The 16,558-nt window shown below is 71.0% G+C and carries 14 protein-coding genes; 7 read left to right on the top strand and 7 right to left on the bottom strand.

What is annotated here, in order from left to right; genetic code table 11:
* Positions 1-9: 9 nt before the first annotated feature.
* The gene (locus FBZ33_RS24735; RefSeq protein WP_088949794.1) at positions 10-2,139 is read right to left on the bottom strand and encodes a transglycosylase domain-containing protein; all 2,130 of its coding nucleotides are present in this window, start codon (positions 2,137-2,139) and stop codon (positions 10-12) included.
* 121 nt (positions 2,140-2,260) lie between these two features.
* Between FBZ33_RS24735 and cobC the strand changes: the two genes are divergently transcribed.
* From cobC to cobA, 3 genes are read left to right on the top strand one after another with little or no spacing between them, the layout of a single operon-like run.
* Complete coding sequence (gene cobC, locus FBZ33_RS24730) at positions 2,261-3,346, top strand: Rv2231c family pyridoxal phosphate-dependent protein CobC (protein WP_141910851.1); 1,086 nt, start codon at positions 2,261-2,263, stop codon at positions 3,344-3,346.
* Positions 3,346-4,491, top strand: coding sequence for a nicotinate-nucleotide--dimethylbenzimidazole phosphoribosyltransferase (locus FBZ33_RS24725; protein WP_141912933.1), 1,146 nt, complete (start codon positions 3,346-3,348; stop codon positions 4,489-4,491). Before cobC ends, FBZ33_RS24725 begins: the two co-directional genes overlap by 1 nt.
* A gap of 40 nt (positions 4,492-4,531) precedes the next feature.
* Positions 4,532-5,761, top strand: coding sequence for a uroporphyrinogen-III C-methyltransferase (gene cobA, locus FBZ33_RS24720; RefSeq protein WP_141910850.1), 1,230 nt, complete (start codon positions 4,532-4,534; stop codon positions 5,759-5,761).
* 191 nt (positions 5,762-5,952) lie between these two features.
* On the opposite strand, the gene otsB is transcribed toward cobA, so the two are convergent.
* From otsB to FBZ33_RS24700, 4 genes are all read right to left on the bottom strand, one after another.
* Positions 5,953-8,517: a trehalose-phosphatase gene (otsB, locus tag FBZ33_RS24715; RefSeq protein ID WP_141912931.1), complete on the bottom strand. Its 2,565-nt coding sequence runs from the start codon at positions 8,515-8,517 to the stop codon at positions 5,953-5,955.
* A gap of 41 nt (positions 8,518-8,558) precedes the next feature.
* Positions 8,559-9,959, bottom strand: a complete 1,401-nt coding sequence (locus tag FBZ33_RS24710; protein WP_141910849.1) for a trehalose-6-phosphate synthase — start codon at positions 9,957-9,959, stop codon at positions 8,559-8,561.
* A gap of 141 nt (positions 9,960-10,100) precedes the next feature.
* Positions 10,101-10,493 carry a hypothetical protein gene (locus FBZ33_RS24705; RefSeq protein WP_088949789.1) on the bottom strand — a complete coding sequence of 131 codons (393 nt, stop codon included), beginning with the start codon at positions 10,491-10,493 and terminating at the stop codon, positions 10,101-10,103.
* Positions 10,490-10,774 (bottom strand): hypothetical protein, encoded by a 285-nt coding sequence (locus FBZ33_RS24700; protein WP_141910848.1) that lies wholly within the window; start codon positions 10,772-10,774, stop codon positions 10,490-10,492. The genes FBZ33_RS24705 and FBZ33_RS24700 overlap by 4 nt, the downstream gene beginning before the upstream one ends.
* A gap of 210 nt (positions 10,775-10,984) precedes the next feature.
* Here FBZ33_RS24700 and ettA point away from each other — a divergent pair, with 210 nt between their 5' ends.
* The 4 genes from ettA (at position 10,985) to FBZ33_RS24680 (ending at position 14,566) form a co-directional block, all read left to right on the top strand.
* Positions 10,985-12,661 carry an energy-dependent translational throttle protein EttA gene (ettA, locus tag FBZ33_RS24695; protein ID WP_141912929.1) on the top strand — a complete coding sequence of 559 codons (1,677 nt, stop codon included), beginning with the start codon at positions 10,985-10,987 and terminating at the stop codon, positions 12,659-12,661.
* 14 nt (positions 12,662-12,675) lie between these two features.
* A complete protein-coding gene (locus tag FBZ33_RS24690; RefSeq protein ID WP_141910847.1) occupies positions 12,676-13,122 on the top strand; it encodes a thioesterase family protein in 447 nt (148 codons plus the stop codon).
* Positions 13,119-13,850, top strand: a complete 732-nt coding sequence (locus FBZ33_RS24685; RefSeq protein ID WP_141910846.1) for a hypothetical protein — start codon at positions 13,119-13,121, stop codon at positions 13,848-13,850. The genes FBZ33_RS24690 and FBZ33_RS24685 overlap by 4 nt, the downstream gene beginning before the upstream one ends.
* A gap of 131 nt (positions 13,851-13,981) precedes the next feature.
* Positions 13,982-14,566: a YbjN domain-containing protein gene (locus FBZ33_RS24680; protein ID WP_088949785.1), complete on the top strand. Its 585-nt coding sequence runs from the start codon at positions 13,982-13,984 to the stop codon at positions 14,564-14,566.
* A gap of 19 nt (positions 14,567-14,585) precedes the next feature.
* Here the strand turns inward: FBZ33_RS24680 and FBZ33_RS24675 are convergent, their stop codons facing one another.
* The gene (locus tag FBZ33_RS24675) at positions 14,586-15,014 is read right to left on the bottom strand and encodes a globin (protein WP_141910845.1); all 429 of its coding nucleotides are present in this window, start codon (positions 15,012-15,014) and stop codon (positions 14,586-14,588) included.
* 68 nt (positions 15,015-15,082) lie between these two features.
* Positions 15,083-16,465, bottom strand: coding sequence for an MFS transporter (locus FBZ33_RS24670; protein ID WP_141910844.1), 1,383 nt, complete (start codon positions 16,463-16,465; stop codon positions 15,083-15,085).
* Between the last annotated feature and the right edge of the window lie 93 nt (positions 16,466-16,558).

Raw genomic sequence — 16,558 nt, 5'->3', positions numbered from 1 at the left:
GCCGGCTGGTCAGCCGACGATCGCGTCCGACGGTGGGGTGAACTGGCGGGTCGGTGTGCCCTTCAGGCCGTCGCGCAGCGTCTCCGACACCGCCTTGATCGGGATCTGGGACTGCCCGTCACCGACCGCGTTGAACGGATTGTCCGGGTCGGAGATGAAGCTCGCCGCGGCCAACTCCGGTGTGTAGCCGACGAACCAGGCGGATCGTGTGCTGTCGGTGGTACCGGTCTTGCCGGCCACCGGGCGTCCGACTGTGCCCCGCACGCTGTCGGCGGTGGACCAGCCGCCGCAGCTCCCGCGCGCCGGGGTGTCGCCGGTGGGGCAGCGGGCCGCGTCGGTGGCCGCCCGAGCGGCGTCCGCGCTGACCACCTGCCGGCAGCGGGGCTTGGCCACCTCGCGATGGATGCCGCCCGGGGTGGCGTACGTGGTCGGCGTGCCGTCCCGGTTCATGATCGACTGCACCGGGATCGCCTCGCAGTAGCGACCGTCGGCGGCGATGGCGGCGTAGGCGTTCGCCATCTCCAGCGGGGTGGCGTCGGAGACGCCCAGGGTGAACGCGCCCCACTGCTTCGCCTTGTCCGGGGACGCGTGGTCCCGGTCCACGTCGGTGCGCCACCGCAGCCCAAGCTGCTCGGCCAACCGGACCGCCCGGTCCGCGCCGACCTTCTCCTCCAACCAGACGAAGTACGTGTTGACCGATTTGCCGAAACCGGACCACATGGTCTGTTGACCCGTCATCGCGCCGCTGGCGTTGGAGGGCGCCCACCCGTCGTAGACGGACGACCGGTAGCGGTAGGGGGCGTTGAACGAGGTGGAGAGCGTCATCCCCGAGTCCAGCGCGGCCAGCATCGGGAACATCTTGAACGTCGACCCGGCCTGGTAGCCCGCCAGGTCACCGCCGCCGAGCAGCGGCGCCACAGTGTTCGGGTAGTTGGCCTTCACCTTCGGCCCGGCCTCGGGATTGGAACTCTGCGGGTTCTCGCTGAGATCCAGCGAGTACGTCCGGTTCACCGCCATCGCCTTGACCCGCCCGGTGCCCGGCTCGGAGACCACGATTCCGTTGGCGAACGGGCTGCCGGTGGCCTCCTTGGAACCGACGTTCTTCTCCGCCGCCTCCTGGATCTTCGGGTCGATGCTGAGCACGATCCGGTAGCCGCCCCGGCGCAGCTTGTCCATGCGTTCCAGCCGGTTCGCCCCGAACGCGGGCTGCGCGCTCCACCAGTTCTTCAGGTAGTCGCAGGCGAAGCCCCAGCTGTTGTACTTCTCCGCCACCGCGGCACAGTCGTGCGGCGGGGTCGTCAGCTTCAGCCGGATCGGCTCGGACTTGGCGGCGGCGGCCGAGTCGGGGGAGAGGTAACCGAGCTGGCTCATCCGGTCCAGCACGTAGTTACGTCGCCCGGTGGCCTCCTTCTGGTCGGAGTCGGCCGGGTCGTACTCCGACGGGGACTTGACCAGCCCGGCGAGGGTGGCGGCCTCGACCGGGGTGAGGTTTTTCGGGGTCTTGGAGAAGAAGATCTCGCTGGCCGCGTAGATGCCGTACGCCCGGTGCCCGAAGTACGCCGAGTTCAGGTAACGCTCCATGATCAGCTCCTTGCTCATCTCCTTCTCCAGGTCCAGCGCCATCCGCATCTCCTTGACCTTGCGAAGGCTGGTCTGCTGGGTGGCTTCCTGGACCTCCTTGGGCGTGGTCGCGCTGTCCCGCAGGGCCATCCGGACGTACTGCATGGTCAGCGTCGACGCACCCTGGGAGCCGCCGGAGCGGGCGTTGGACACGAAGGCGCGGGCGACGCCCTTCGGGTCGACGCCGTGGTGCTGGTAGAACCGTGAGTCCTCGGCGGCGACGATCGCCTGCTGGATGTTCGGCGACATGTCCGACAGCTTGGTGTACTGCCGGTACTCCTCGTAGAACATGGTCAGCACGGTCTTGCCGTCCGGGGCGTAGACGTACGAGGTCTCGGCGGGCAGCGCGGTGGTCAGCAGTCTGGTTTTCTGCTCCGTGGCGTGCGCGGTGGCCTTCGCGCCGAGCCCGGTGACGGCGACCAGTGGGTACGCGGCGGCGGCGATCACGATTCCGGCGATCAGTCCGGCGCGAAGTAGAGGGACGAGTCGACCAGCGGCAGCAAGGGGTCGGTTACTCACATGGCCAAGTTATGACATTTCCGATTCGTACCTGAGAAGAACTCTTAAACCGGCGGGTGGTGACGTGGCTTACGCCGAGATCGACTGTCCCACCGGCCACCTTCCCGGCAGGATCGCGGACATGTCTGATCAGCCGAGTGGGATGGCCCCGACCGCCGGGGCCGAGCCGGACCTCGCGCACCACGGCGACGCGGAGGCGACCGAAGGCCTGATCGACCTCGCCGTCAACGTCCGCCAGGCAGCGCCTCCCGCCTGGCTGGCCGGCCCGATCGCCGCGACCCTGACCGACCTGGCGCGCTATCCGGACCCGACGGCGGCCCGGGCGGCGGTCGCCGCCCGCCACCGCCGTCACCCGAACGAGGTGCTGCTCACCGCAGGCGCGGCCGAGGGCTTCGTGCTGATCGCCCAGGCGCTGCGCGGGGTGCGCCGACCGGTGGTGGTGCACCCCCAGTTCACCGAGCCGGAGGCGGCGCTGCGGGCCGCCGGGCACCCGGTCGAGCGGGTGCTGCTGGACCCCGCCGACGACTTCCGGCTCGACCCGTCCCGGGTGCCCGCCGACGCCGACCTGGTGATGATCGGCAACCCGACGAACCCCACCTCGGTGCTGCACCCTGCGCAGACGCTGGCCACGCTGGCCCGCCCCGGCCGGGTGCTGGTGGTCGACGAGGCGTTCGCCGACACCACCATCGCCCCCGGCCATCAAGGCGAACCGGAGTCGCTGGCCGAGCGGCGCGACCTTCCGGGGCTGCTCGTCCTGCGCAGCCTCACCAAGACCTGGGGCCTGGCCGGTCTCCGGATCGGCTACCTGCTCGGCGCCCCGGAGCTGCTGACCCGGCTGACCGCCGTCCAGCCGCTCTGGGCCGTCTCCACACCTGCGCTGGCCGCCGCGTCCGCCTGCGCCACCGCCGTCGCGGTCCAGGCCGAACGCGCGATCGCCGCCGACCTCGCCGCCGACCGCGACCACCTGGTCGCCCGCCTGACCGACCTGCCCGGTGTACGCGTCGTCGGCCGCCCCGCCAGCGCGTTCGTCCTGCTGCACCTGCCGGGCGCGAGCGCGATCCGAGCCGCCCTGCGGGAGCGGGGCTGGGCGGTACGCCGAGGCGACACGTTTCCCGGCCTCGGCCCGGACTGGCTGCGGGTGGCGGTGCGCGACCGTAACACCACCGACGCGTTCATCGAGGTGCTGCGCGAGACCATGGAGGCATGATGCTGGAGACCACGATCGCGGCGATCCGACCGGCGGACGAAGCGGCCATGGCCGCCGCCCGCGAGCTGCACGGCCGGCTGACCAAGCCGGCGGGCTCGCTGGGCGCTCTGGAGGATCTTTCGGTACGCCTCGCCGGGCTGGCCGGGGCCTGCCCACCGCCGCTGCCTGAGCCGGCCGCCGTGGCGATCTTCGCCGGCGACCACGGGGTGCACGCCCAGGGGGTCAGCCCGTGGCCGCAGGAGGTCACCGGGCAGATGATCGGCAACTTCCTGGCCGGCGGGGCGGTGGTCAACGCGTTCGCCCGACAGGCCGGCGCGTCGGTCACCGTTGTCGACGTCGGTGTGGCCACCCCGCTGCCCACCGGACCGTCCGCCGATCCGGCTGGGCCCGAGCCGGCTGGGTCCGAGCCGGCTGGGCCCGAGCCGGCTGGGTCCGAGCCGGCGGTGCTCGACCCGGCGGTGCCCCGACTGGTTGTCGCGTCCGTCCGCCGCGGCACCCGCGACTTCACGGTGACCGCCGCGCTGACCCGGGACGAGGCGCTGGCTGCGGTGCAGACCGGCATCCGGATCGCCGACGAGCTGATCGACGCCGGGGCCGGCATCCTGCTCACCGGTGACATGGGCATCGGCAACACCACCCCGGCCGCCGCGCTGATCGCCGCCTTCACCGGTGCCGATCCGCTCGACGCCACCGGCCGGGGCACCGGGATCGACGACCCGACGTACGCCCACAAGGTCGCCGTGGTGCGCTCCGCGCTGGCCCGGCACTCGCCCGACCCGGCCGACCCGCTGGGTGTGCTGGCCGCCGTCGGTGGCCTGGAGCACGCCGCGCTGGCCGGGCTGATCCTGGGTGCCGCGGCCCGCCGTACGCCGGTGCTGCTGGACGGCGTGATCGCGGTCTCGGCCGCGTTGGCCGCCGCCGCGTTTGCCCCGGCGGCGGTCGGTGCCATGGTCGCCGGTCATCGTTCGGCCGAGCCGGGCGCCACTGTGGCACTGCGACACCTCGGCCTCGACCCGCTGATCGACCTGGGACTGCGCCTCGGCGAGGGCACCGGCGCGCTGCTGGCGTTGCCCGTGGTCACCGGTGCCGTCCGGGTGCTGCACGAGGTAGCCACCTTCGACTCCGCCGGCGTGGCCGAGAAGTGACCACACGCAGCGAGCGAGTCGTCCGCCTCGGTGGTGCGGCGTGACCTCCAATCCGTACCCCCTGGGTCTGCGGCTCGACGGGCGGCGGGTGGTCGTGGTGGGCGGTGGCGCGGTCGCCACCCGGCGCGTGCCCGCGCTGCTGGACGCCGGTGCGGACGTCCTGCTGGTGGCACCGGAGCTGACCCCGGCGTTGCGCGCCCGGGTCGACGCGGGACGGTTGCACTGGGTGCCGCGCCGGTTCGTGCCCGAGGACCTGGACGGCGCGTGGCTGGTCCAGGTCGCGATCGACGACCCGCTGGCGGCGGCCTCGGTGAGCGCCGTCGCCGCCGAGCGGCGGATCTTCTGCGTCCGGGCCGACGACCGCAAGGCCGCCACCGCCTGGACCCCGGCGGTGACCCGGCACGGCCCGGTCACCGTGGCGGTGCTCGGCGGCGGCGACCCGCGCCGGGCGATGACGGTCCGCGACGCGATCCGCGACCTCCTCGCCGTCCGCCTGGCACCGGACGGGATCGTCGGCCGTTCCGATGCTTCCAGCGGGACGACCGCCGGGCGAGTGGCGCTGGTCGGGGCGGGGCCGGGTGACCCCGAGCTGATCACCGTCCGAGGCTGGCGGTTGCTCACCGAGGCGGACGTGGTGGTCGCCGACCGCCTGGTGCCGGGGCTGCTCCTCGACGAGTTGCGCCCCGACGTCGAGCTGGTGGACGCCTCGAAGATCCCCTACGGCCCGTCCCGGGCTCAGGAGGAGATCAACCAGATCCTGGTCGACCGCGCCCTGGCCGGTGCCTTCGTGGTGCGGCTCAAGGGCGGTGACCCGTACGTCTTCGGGCGGGGCGGCGAGGAACTGCTGGCGTGCGCGGAGGCCGGCGTGCCGGTGACCGTCGTGCCGGGGGTGACCAGCTCGATCGCCGCGCCGGCCGCGGCCGGCATCCCGGTCACCCATCGTGGGGTGGCGCACGAGTTCACAGTGGTGTCCGGGCACCTGGCGCCCGACTCGCCGGCCTCGCTGGTGCGCTGGGACGCCCTCGCGGGTCTGCGCGGCACCCTGGTGATCCTGATGGGGCTGAAGAACCTCGCCGCCATCACGGCCACCCTGATCGCGCACGGCCGGTCGCCAGAGACGCCGGCCGCCGTCGTCCAGGAGGCCACCACAGGTGCCCAGCGGGTGCTGCGGTCGACGCTCGACGCGGTGGCCGCCGACGCGCTCGCCGCCGACCTCCGTCCGCCCGCCGTCGTGGTGGTGGGCGACGTGGTGGGCACGCTCGACGCCTGAACGCCCCGCCCTCGCCCCGCCCTCGCCCTCCGCTCCGTCGATCATGGAGTTTTGGTGGGTGACAAAGCAGCCGTTGTAGCTCGAAATCGGGCACCGTAACTGCATGATCGACCAGAGGCATGGACTGCGCTTCCCGGATAGTGCGACGGGCCGGAGCGCTAGCACTCCGGCCCGTCCTACGTGCTGTCGAACTACTGCTTGAGCATGTTGTCCAGCAGCAGCGCGCAGCGGATCAGCCCGAGGTGGCTGTACGCCTGCGGGTGGTTGCCCAGGCCGCGCTCGGCGAGCGGGTCGTACTGCTCGGGGAGCAGCCCGGTCGGGCCGGCGGTGAGCACCATCTGCGCGAACAGCTCCTCGGCGTCGGTGCGGCGACCGGTGCGCAGGTACGCCTCGATCAGCCACGCCGTGCAGATGTGGAAACCGCCCTCACGGCCGGGCAGGCCGTCGTCCCAGTGGTAGCGGTAGACGACCGGGCCGCTGCGCAGATCCGCCTCGATGCGCAGGACGGTGGACAGGAAGCGCGGGTCGTCACCGGCAAGCAGGCCGGAGAGCCCGATCCAGAGCGACGAGGCGTCCATGTCCTCGTCGCCGTACGCGACGCTGTACGCCTCGACGTCGGCGTGCCAGCCGTGCTCCAGCACGTTGGAGCCGATCCGGTCGCGCAGGTCCTTCCACTCGGGCCGGTCCTCGCCGCCGTGCTCCCGCATCACGTGCAGGGCACGGTCCACTGTCATCCAGCACATCACCTTGGAGAACACGTGGTGCCGTGGCGGCAGTCGGGCTTCCCAGATGCCGTGGTCGGGCTCGTGCCAGCGGCGACGAACCGCCTCGACCATGTTCTCCAGGACCCGCCACTCGTCGTCGCGGACCGAGCCGCGCGCGTCGGCGACGGCCGCGATCAGGTCGGCGATCGGGCCGAAGACGTCCAGCTGCAACTGGTGGTTGGCGAGGTTGCCGACGCGAACCGGACGGGAGCCGGCGTAGCCGGGCAGCGTGTCGATGACCGCTTCGGCGCCCAGCTCGTACCCGTCGATGGTGTAGAGCGGGTGCAGGCGTTCCGGGTGGCCGCCGGTGCGCTCGATGCAGCCGTCCACCCAGCGCAGCAGTGCCTCGGCTTCCTCGATGGAGCCGAGGTCGACCAGCGCGCGGGCGGTCAACGCCGCGTCGCGCAGCCAGCAGTAGCGGTAGTCCCAGTTGCGGACGCCGCCCAGCTCCTCGGGGAGCGAGGTGGTCGCTGCGGCCAGGATCGAGCCGGTGGCCTCGTGGCAGAGCCCACGGAGGGTGAGCGCGCTGCGGGCGACCAGGTCGCGACTGGTGGACGGCAGCCGAAGTGAGGCCACCCAGTCCTTCCATGGCTGCTCGGCGGCGGCCTGCCGCTCGTGGATCGGCACCCGGTGGTGCTCAAGGCTGTGCGTGCCGAAGCGCAACTCCAGCACGACCTGCCCGCCGGCGGCGGAGAGGTCGACGATCGCCTTGGCGGTCTCGTACCCGCCGTCGTTGCCGACCTCCCACTCCACGCCGGGGGCGTAGAGCGCTACCGGCTCGTTGGAGCCGAGCACCAGCAGACCGTCGCCGATCGGCTGCAACTGCACGGCGACCTGACCGAACTCGGGCCTCGGCGCGAACTCCACCCGGGCCTTGCCGCTGCCGGTGAGCACCCGGATCAGGGTCGAGTCGCCGGTGATGACCGCGGGGCTGTCGTCCGGAGTGGTCTCCCGGGCCGGCTTGTCCAGCCAGTCGGTGACGGTGAGCCCGGACCACCGGGTCTCCACTGTCATCGTGCCGGAGCGGTAGCGCTGGCCCAGCGGGATGCCGCCGCGTTCCGGGGCGACGCTGAAGTGACCGGCCGGGCTGCCACCCACCAGGTCGGCGAAGATCGCCGCCGAGTCCGGCTTGGGGTGGCAGAGCCAGCTCACCTTGGCTTCGGGGGTGAGCAGAGCGACGGTACGACCGTTTGCCAGCATGGAGTGGCGCTCGATCGGCACCGCCCGCTCGCCGAACAGCCAGTGTCGCCGGGTCTCCAGCAGCAGCGCCAGCGCGCGGGCGGCCTCCAGCGGGTCGGCGACCCGGTAGCTGGCCTGGGTGTCCCCGGGGCCGATCTTGATGCCGAGGTCGGGACCGTGCAGGTGCGCGAACCCGTTCTCGTCGGTGATGTCGTCACCGATGAACAGCACCGCGCTGGAGGCGAGCTGGGTCCGCAGCTGGTCGAGTGCGGTGCCCTTGTGGGTGGCCACGACGGAGAGCTCGATGACCTCCTTGCCCTGGGTCACGGTGACGCCGTCGAAGGTCGCCGGGCCGTTGCGGACCGCCTCGATGGCGGCTGCGGCGACCTCCGGGTCGACCCCTCGGGTGTGCACGGCGACGCTGGCCGGCTTGCGTTCCAGCCGGATGCCCGGGTGCGCGGAGGCGATGTCACGCAGCGCGTTGCGCACCTGCTGACGCACCGCGACCAGCTCGGGGGAGAGTCGCTCGACGAAGCCGATGTCGAACTCGGAGCCGTGGCTGCCGACGAGGTGCACCTCGCTGGGCAGTCGGGACAGCGCGGCCAGGTCGCGCAGCGCCCGGCCGGAGACGACCGCCACGGTGGTCTGCGGCAGCGCGGCGAGCGCGCGGACCGCGGCGACCGACTCGGGCAGCGGGACGGCCGTGCTCGGGTCCTCCACGATCGGCGCCAGTGTGCCGTCATAGTCGCAGGCGACCAGGAGCTGGGGAACTCGGGCGATCCGGCCGATGGCGGAGCGCAGCTCGGGGTCCATCACCCCGGTGGCGATCGCCGCTCCGTCGTTGACGGTCGTGTTCACTCGGCCTCCGCCTCGGAAACTCCAAGCTCGGAGAGGAAAGACTTGGCCCAGTGGCCCACGTCGTGGGTACGCAGGTGACGTTGCATTGTCCGCATCCGGCGGCGTGCCTCGGTTTTCTCCACGTGCACTGCCCGGAGCAGGGCGTCCTTGACCGCGTCCGGGTCGTGCGGGTTACACAAAAAGGCCTGGCGCAGCTCCGTTGCGGCGCCGGCGAATTCACTGAGCACGAGCGCGCCACCCTGGTCGGCGCGAGACGCGACGTACTCCTTGGCTACCAGATTCATTCCGTCTCGCAGCGGTGTCACCATCATCACATCTGCGGCGACGTACATCGCGGCGAGTTCAGTGCGACTGTACGACTGATGCAGGTAATGCACCGCCGGCACGCCGACCCGGCCGAATTCGCCATTAATCCGACCAACCTCGCGCTCCACCTTGACCCGTAGTGCCTGGTAGTGCTCGACGCGCTCGCGGCTGGGCGTGGCCACCTGCACCATAACCGCATCGGGAACTGTCAACTTTCCGTCAGCAAGGAGCTCGCGGAAAGCCTTGAGTCGCAACTCGATGCCCTTGGTGTAATCCAGCCGGTCCACGCCGAGGATTATCGTCTTCGGGTCGCCCAACTCGGCACGGATCTGCTTCGCCCGGGCCTGGATCGCCGGGTCGGCGGCCATCCGCTCCATCTCCTGGGTGTCGATCGAGATGGGGAAGGCGCCCGCCTTCACCTGCCGACCTTCGACCTGGATCATCTGCCCCTCGTAGCGCAGCCCGAGCAGGTGCCGGGCCAGCCGGACGAAGTTCTGCGCGGCCAGCCGCTGCTGGAAACCGACCAGGTCGGCGCCGAGCAGACCGCGCAGGATCTCGGTGCGGAACGGCATCTGCATGAACAGCTCGATCGGCGGGAACGGGATGTGCAGGAAGAACCCGATCCGCAGGTCTGGACGTAGCTCACGGAGCATCGCCGGGACCAACTGCAACTGGTAGTCCTGCACCCAGACCGTGGCACCCTCGGCCGCGACGTCCGCCGCGGCCTCCGCGAACCGCGCGTTGACCAGGCGGTACGCCTCCCGCCACCGGCGCTTGTAGGCCGGCGTCTCGACCGCGTCGTGGTAGAGCGGCCAGATCGTGGCGTTGGACTGGCCCTCGTAGTAGCGCTCCAGCTCCTCGGCGCTGAGCGGGACCGGATGCAGCCGGATCCCCTCCAGGTCGAACGGCTCGGGAGCCGGGCCGGTGCCACCAGCCCAGCCGACCCAGGTGCCCTGGTGTTCGGCGAGCACGGGATGCAGCGCGGTGACCAGCCCACCGGGGCTACGTCGCCACTGCCGCCCCTCGGGTGTGCTCACCTCGTCGACCGGCAGACGGTTCGCCACTACGACAAAGGAGCTTCGGACGGTCACGATCGGCCACCTCCGGGTACTGACGGGTCCACCGCGATGAGCGTACTGAGCGTAGCTGCGGCGTCTGGTGCCCCGTGCCGGAGTCTCCTACCCGCCTCGGTCCGACCGAATCCTAGAGGTGATCTTGTCGACAGGCCGGGGTCAGAGGTCGATGATCGGCCATTCCTTGGGCAGCACCTCGCCGAGCAACTCCCGCCGATCCGTCATGATCGGCACGAGGGGACGCGACGCAGCCTCCATGGCGAGCTGGGCGAGATCCATGCGACCGTTCATTCGGCGAGACCAGCCACCGAGGATGGCGCACATGTCGGCTTCGACTGGTGTGACCCGGATGTTCGGCAGTGCCGAGAGCAGTTCTAGCAGTTCCCACTGTTCGGGAGTCGCCTGTTGGTGTGCCCGCGCTAGGCAGAGCGCCGGCACGAGTACATCAAGAGCGTGGTCGGCGACTTCGGCGATCCGGTGCCCCACCTCCTGAGTTGTCGCTGAATAGGCGAGTAGTGCGGTTGTGTCGAGCGCAAGGCCGAAGGTCGTCACCGGCGGACCCGTGCACGGGCCGCTTCGACCTCTGCCTGCAACTGGGCGGCCTGGGCGCGCAGTTCGGGGGTGATGCTGGCCTTGGCCTGCTCCATCTCGGCATGCGCCCGCGCCAGGCCTTCATCGGTCAGCTTGAAGCCAACGCTTCGGAGGATCTCCCGGGTCTTCTCCCCTGCGACCCGACTCCGCAGGGAGTCCGCCACAAAGGCGGACACGTTGGGTTCCAGTGCGAGTCTCTCCGCAAGATCGTCGGGCAGGCTGATCGTGATCTTCTTGGTCATACCGAAACCGTAATTTGCCTTACCGGCTCTGGCAAGGAGGCTCGCCGGCGTACTCCTGAGGCGGGGTGATGTGGGCGAACCGCGTCGTACCTGTCAGGATTGACGATGGCGTGCGCGCGGCCGGTCACCGGCCGGCGGCGGCGGGCGGTCTTCGCAGCCCGCGCCCGCGCCGCCGATCAGCGAAAGCAACCGACGGAGGTAGCCCGCACCGTGGCCCAGTACATCTACGTCCTGGAAAAGGCCCGCAAGGCGCACGGCGACAAGGTCGTGCTCGACAACGTGACGTTGAGCTTCCTGCCGGGAGCCAAGATCGGTGTGCTCGGTCCGAACGGCGCCGGTAAGTCCAGCCTCCTCAAGATCATGGCAGGGCTGGACAAGCCGAGCAACGGCGAGGCCCGGCTGATGCCCGGCTACACCGTCGGCATGCTCGCCCAGGAGCCCCCGCTCAACGAGGCCAAGACCGTGCTCGGCAACGTCGAAGAGGCGGTCGCCGAGACCAAGGCCAAGCTGGAGCGCTTCAACAAGATCGCCGAGCAGATGGCGACCGACTACTCCGACGAGCTGATGGAGGAGATGGGCAAGCTCCAGGAGGAGCTGGACCACCTCGACGCCTGGGACGTCGACTCCAAGCTCGAACTGGCCATGGACGCGCTGCGCTGCCCCCCGCCGGACGCCGACGTGACCCAGCTCTCCGGTGGTGAGCGCCGCCGCGTCGCGCTCTGCAAGCTGCTGCTGGAAGCGCCCGACCTGCTGCTGCTCGACGAGCCCACCAACCACCTGGACGCGGAGAGCGTCTCCTGGCTGGAGCAGCACCTCGCCAAGTACGCCGGCACCGTCATGGCGATCACCCACGATCGGTACTTCCTCGACAACGTGGCCGGCTGGATCCTGGAGCTGGACCGCGGCCGGGCCATCGGTTACGAGGGCAACTACTCCACCTACCTGGAGAAGAAGGCCGCCCGCCTGGCCGTCGAGGGTCGCCGCGACGCCAAGATGAAGAAGCGCCTCACCGAGGAACTGGAGTGGGTCCGCTCCAACGCCAAGGCCCGCCAGACCAAGTCCAAGGCCCGCCTGGACCGGTACGACGAGATGGCCAACGAGGCGGAGAAGACCCGCAAGCTCGACTTCGAGGAGATCCAGATCCCGCCGGGCCCGCGTCTGGGCAGCACGGTGATCGAGGCGGTCAACCTCAGCAAGGGCTTCGGCGACCGGCTGCTGATCGACAACCTGTCGTTCTCGCTGCCGCGCAACGGCATCGTCGGCATCATCGGCCCCAACGGCGTCGGCAAGACCACCCTGTTCAAGACCATCGTCGGGCTGGAGGAGCCGACCGGCGGCCAGGTCCGGGTCGGCCCCACCGTCTCGCTGTCGTACGTCGACCAGAACCGCGAAGGCCTCGACGGCGACAAGACCGTCTGGGAGGTCGTCTCCGACGGGCTGGACTACCTGATGGTGGGCAAGGTCGAGATGCCGTCGCGGGCGTACATCGCCGCGTTCGGCTTCAAGGGACCGGATCAGCAGAAGCCGACGAAGGTGCTCTCCGGCGGTGAACGCAACCGGCTCAACCTGGCGCTGACCCTCAAGATCGGCGGCAACGTCATCCTGCTCGACGAGCCGACGAACGACCTGGACGTGGAGACGCTGTCCAGCCTGGAGAACGCGCTGCTGGAGTTCCCCGGCTGCGCCGTGGTCATCTCGCACGACCGGATGTTCCTGGACCGCGTCGCCACGCACATCCTGGCCTGGGAGGGCGACGACCAGGACCCGACCCGGTGGTTCTGGTTCGAGGGCAACTTCGAGGCGTACGAGAAGAACAAGATCGACCGCCTCGGCGCGGAGGCTGCCCGGCCGCACCGGGTGACCTACCGCAAGCTGACCCGCGACTGACCGGGGCCGAGAAGGTGTCTGACCGGTTCGTCTACCACTGCACGCTGCGCTGGTCCGACCTGGACGCGTACGGCCACGTCAACAACTCGCGCTTCCTCACCCTGTACGAGGAGGCGCGGGTGGCGTTGATGTTCGCCGGCGGCCGGGCCTGGGGGGTCGGCTCGTTCGCCGACGGGGTGGTGATCCGTCGGCACGAGGTCGACTACCTGCGCCCGGTCGACTACGCGCTGGGCCGGGCCACCGCGGAGGCGGCGCCCACCGTTCGGATCGAGCTGTGGGTGGAGGAGATCCGGGCCTCCCGGTTCACTGTCGCGTACGAGCTGTACGACGGCGAGGTGCTGGCCAGCCGCGCCCGTTCGGTGCTGGTGCCGTTCGACCTGACCCGCCAGGTGCCCCGACGCATCACGCCTGAGGAGCGGGACTTCCTTCTCACGTACGCCCCACAGGGCGGGGTGGCATGACCCGGCCGGGTACGGCCGAGCCGGGACGGACGGCCGCGTCGACCCCGACGCACGGTGTCGCCGGGGTGGCGGACGCGGGCGCCTTCCTGGCCCGGCTGGTCCGGCTGGATCCGGTCGCACCGGTCCGGCTGCGGCCGGCCGGTGGGCCCGGCCGGGTCGCCCTCTGGGCCCGGCTGCCGTGGCAGGTCCTCGTGGTCCGCACGGTGGCCGGTGGGCCGGCCGGGGACGTCACGGTGGCCGCCGCCGAGCTGCTGGCCGAGCTGGAGCGTGGCGGTGCGGCCCTGCCGACCCGCCGGGACGCGCAGTGGCGGTGGCCGCTGCCGCCGGCGCGCAGCCGGCAGGTGGAGGCGCTGCCGGTCGCCGAGCTGCGACGGATCGCGCAGGCGGCGGCGGGCACCCTGCGGACGGCGAGCGAGCAGGGGGTGGCCGGTCGCGCGGTGGGTCAGCGTGCGCTGCGCGACGCGTTGCTCGACCACGTGGCGGTGCTGGTCACTCCGGACGGGCCGCCCGCCGAGCCGGTCGAGGTGCCCCAGCGACTGGTGCAGGCGGTGATCCGGATGGGCTTCCTCGGCGCCGCTGACAGCCCGGTCGCCGGCCACGGCGGTCCCGACGTTCAGGTGCGGGTGGCGGGTCGTTGGGTTGGCCTGGTGGGACCATACGGAGCGGCATGGTCGCAGAAGGCCACGGATCTTGCCGTGACACCCCTGGGTACTCGTCCGAACGGCTGACCCCGGCTCATTCTTCTGGGCTGGGGCGGTCGTTGGGGGGGTGCTTCAACTCGGCTGTCCGGGTACCGTCCATCCTCGGATCCAACGCACCGTAGGCGGCTGGATCCGCTGGGGAGTGAGGTGCGCGAGCGATGCCGTGGTGGTCATGGCGCCCCGGTCCCGCCGACGGCGGCGATCCGGAAACCCGAAGCGGGATCACAGTGGAGAGCGCGGTCCGGGTCGGGCCGCCCAGCCCTCGCCAGCCGGGGGACGACTGCCCGGCCAATGAGCGGCCGGTGCTGTCCGAGATGCCCGCCAACGTCGAGCCGGTGAGTCTGCGCCGGGTCTGTGACGCACTCGACCTGCTCGACGTGCGCTACCTGGCCGACGGCGACGGCAACCTGCTGGCCATGTGGGAACGGCACGCGGTGCTGGTCACCCTCGAAGGGCCGGAGGACGAGATCCTGGTCATGCGGGCACGCCCACATGCCACCGTCCCGCCGGACTGGGCCGACCGGGCATACCGGGTGGTCAACGAGTGGAACCACACCCGCCGGTTCTGCAAGGCGTACATCGGTGACCCGACCGAGCGTGGGCAGCTACCGATCTACGCCGAGCTCCAGGTGCCGCTCGGCGCCGGCACCCACGACGCGCTCCTGGTCGAGATGCTCGACTGCGGCGCGGCGGTGGCCACCAGCTTCGTGGACTGGCTGCACGACGAGGGCGCGCTGCTCTGACGCGACCTCGGCCCGGCGATCAGCCGCCGTTGGCCGGGTCCTCCTCGGCGTTGACCATGAAGTATGCGGCGCGCTCCAGGTAGTCCCAGAGTGTGGCGGCGATCTCCGGCTCGAGGTCGAGCCGCTCCACGGCGCGGCGCATGTTCCGCAGCCAGGCGTCCCGCTCGGCGGCGCCGATCCGGAAGGGCGCGTGCCGCATCCGCAGCCGCGGATGGCCGCGCTGGGCGGAGTACGTGTTGGGGCCGCCCCAGTACTGCATGAGGAACAGGGTCATCCGATCGGCGGCCGGCCCCAGGTCTTCCTCCGGGTACATGGGCCGCAGCAGGGGATCGGTGGCGACGCCGGCGTAGAACTCGTCGACCAGCTTGCGGAAGGTGGGCTCGCCGCCGACCGCTTCGAAGAGGGTCATCGACGCACCAGGACGGTCGGATTCACCTGCGGGGTTCACCGTTCCATCCTGCCAGGTGCGCTCCGTGCCGGCCCGACCCGTGCGGCGTGCGTCGGATCACGCCGAGGTCAGGTGACCGCGTGACGGCGGTGCCCGTCGCCGGAGCGCGGCTCGGGAGTGCCCGCCTCCGTGTGGTCCTTGGTGGGGCTGGCAGGTTCCTGCGGCGGCTCGGCGTTGGCCGCTGTGGCTGCGGCGATCGCGTCGTCAATGGTCTGCCGGTCCGGCCAGCGCAGCGCGGCCACCCCCATGAGCATCACTCCGGCCGCGCTCCACAACCCGACCACCACCGGGATGGGGAACCGCTCGGCGAGCAGCCCGGTGACCAGCACCGCGACACCCTGGATGACCTGGACACCGGTGGCCATCACGCCGAAGGCACGGGCGCGGAAGCCGTTGGGCAGTGCCTGGACGAACAACCCGTTGGCCATCGGCAGCATGCCGGCGACGGCGAACCCGCAGAGGGCGGCCAGCAACGCCACCACCAGCGGGGACGGATCGAGCAGCGCCGGCACCAGCACCAGTGGGGCGAGCACCGCGAGTGGCCGCATCAGCTTCATCCGGCGGGCCGGCCCGAACAGCCGGCTCACCAGCAACCCGCCCAGGACGAAGCCCACGGGGTTGGCCACCATGATCACCGCCTGCGCCGCCCCCCTGCTCAGGTCGCCCTTGGCGCCCTCGTTGGCCCAGGCGGCGGCGAGCCCCTCCGGGACGATCGAGAAGAGCATGGCGCTGAAGACCAGCACCGCGATCGCCCGCAACACCGGTGTGCGGAACACGATGGCGAACCCCTCGCGCGTCTCCTGCAGCAGGTGGCTGCGGTGCGCAGGGTTCATGGACGCCGGGCGGTGGCGTACGCCGAGGCGGACCAGCAGCGCGGACAGGCCGAACGTCGCCGCGTTGAACAGCAACGCGACCACCGGGTCGATCGAGGCGACCGCCGCACCGAACACGTACCCGATGACCTGGGCGGCCTGCCCGATGCTGCTGTTCAGCGACAGCCCGAGCACCAGCCGGTCCCCGGTGAGCATCTGCGGCATCAGCGCGGACTTCGCCGCCTGGCTGGGCGGGTTGGCCAGTGTGGCAGCGAAGATCAGCACCAACACTGCCTGGTACGGCAGGTTCGGGATGGCGATGAGCAGCATCAGCAGCATGCGGATGACGTCACACGACACCATCACCTTGCGGTACGGGTACCGCTCCGCCAGTGCGGCGAGCACGGGACCACCGAGCAGCCAGGGTAGGAAGCTGACCGCGAAGGCTGCTGCGGAGAGCGCGACGGACCGGGTCTGCTGGTAGACGAGCAGGGTGACGGCCGCCTTCGCGACGTAGTCACCGACCCAGGAGAGAGCACCAGCCACGAACACGGCCCGAAACTCGTGCTGGGCGAACACTTCGCGAAAGGTGGCGGGGCCTTCCGCGGAAGGTCGCTCGTCGGGCACCGTCGCCTCCATCGGCTCCGGTTCGGCCGCTCGTGGCAGCCAGGCCGGAAGCCCTCGTCAGATCTGCGGATCAGCGAGTATGTGATCACGCTCCGTCGGGAACGC

It is taken from the genome of Micromonospora sp. A202 (assembly GCF_006715105.1).
GTDB lineage: Bacteria > Actinomycetota > Actinomycetes > Mycobacteriales > Micromonosporaceae > Micromonospora > Micromonospora zamorensis.
Note: the sequence above shows the minus strand (reverse complement) of the source record. Positions and strands in the feature narration are given on the sequence as shown.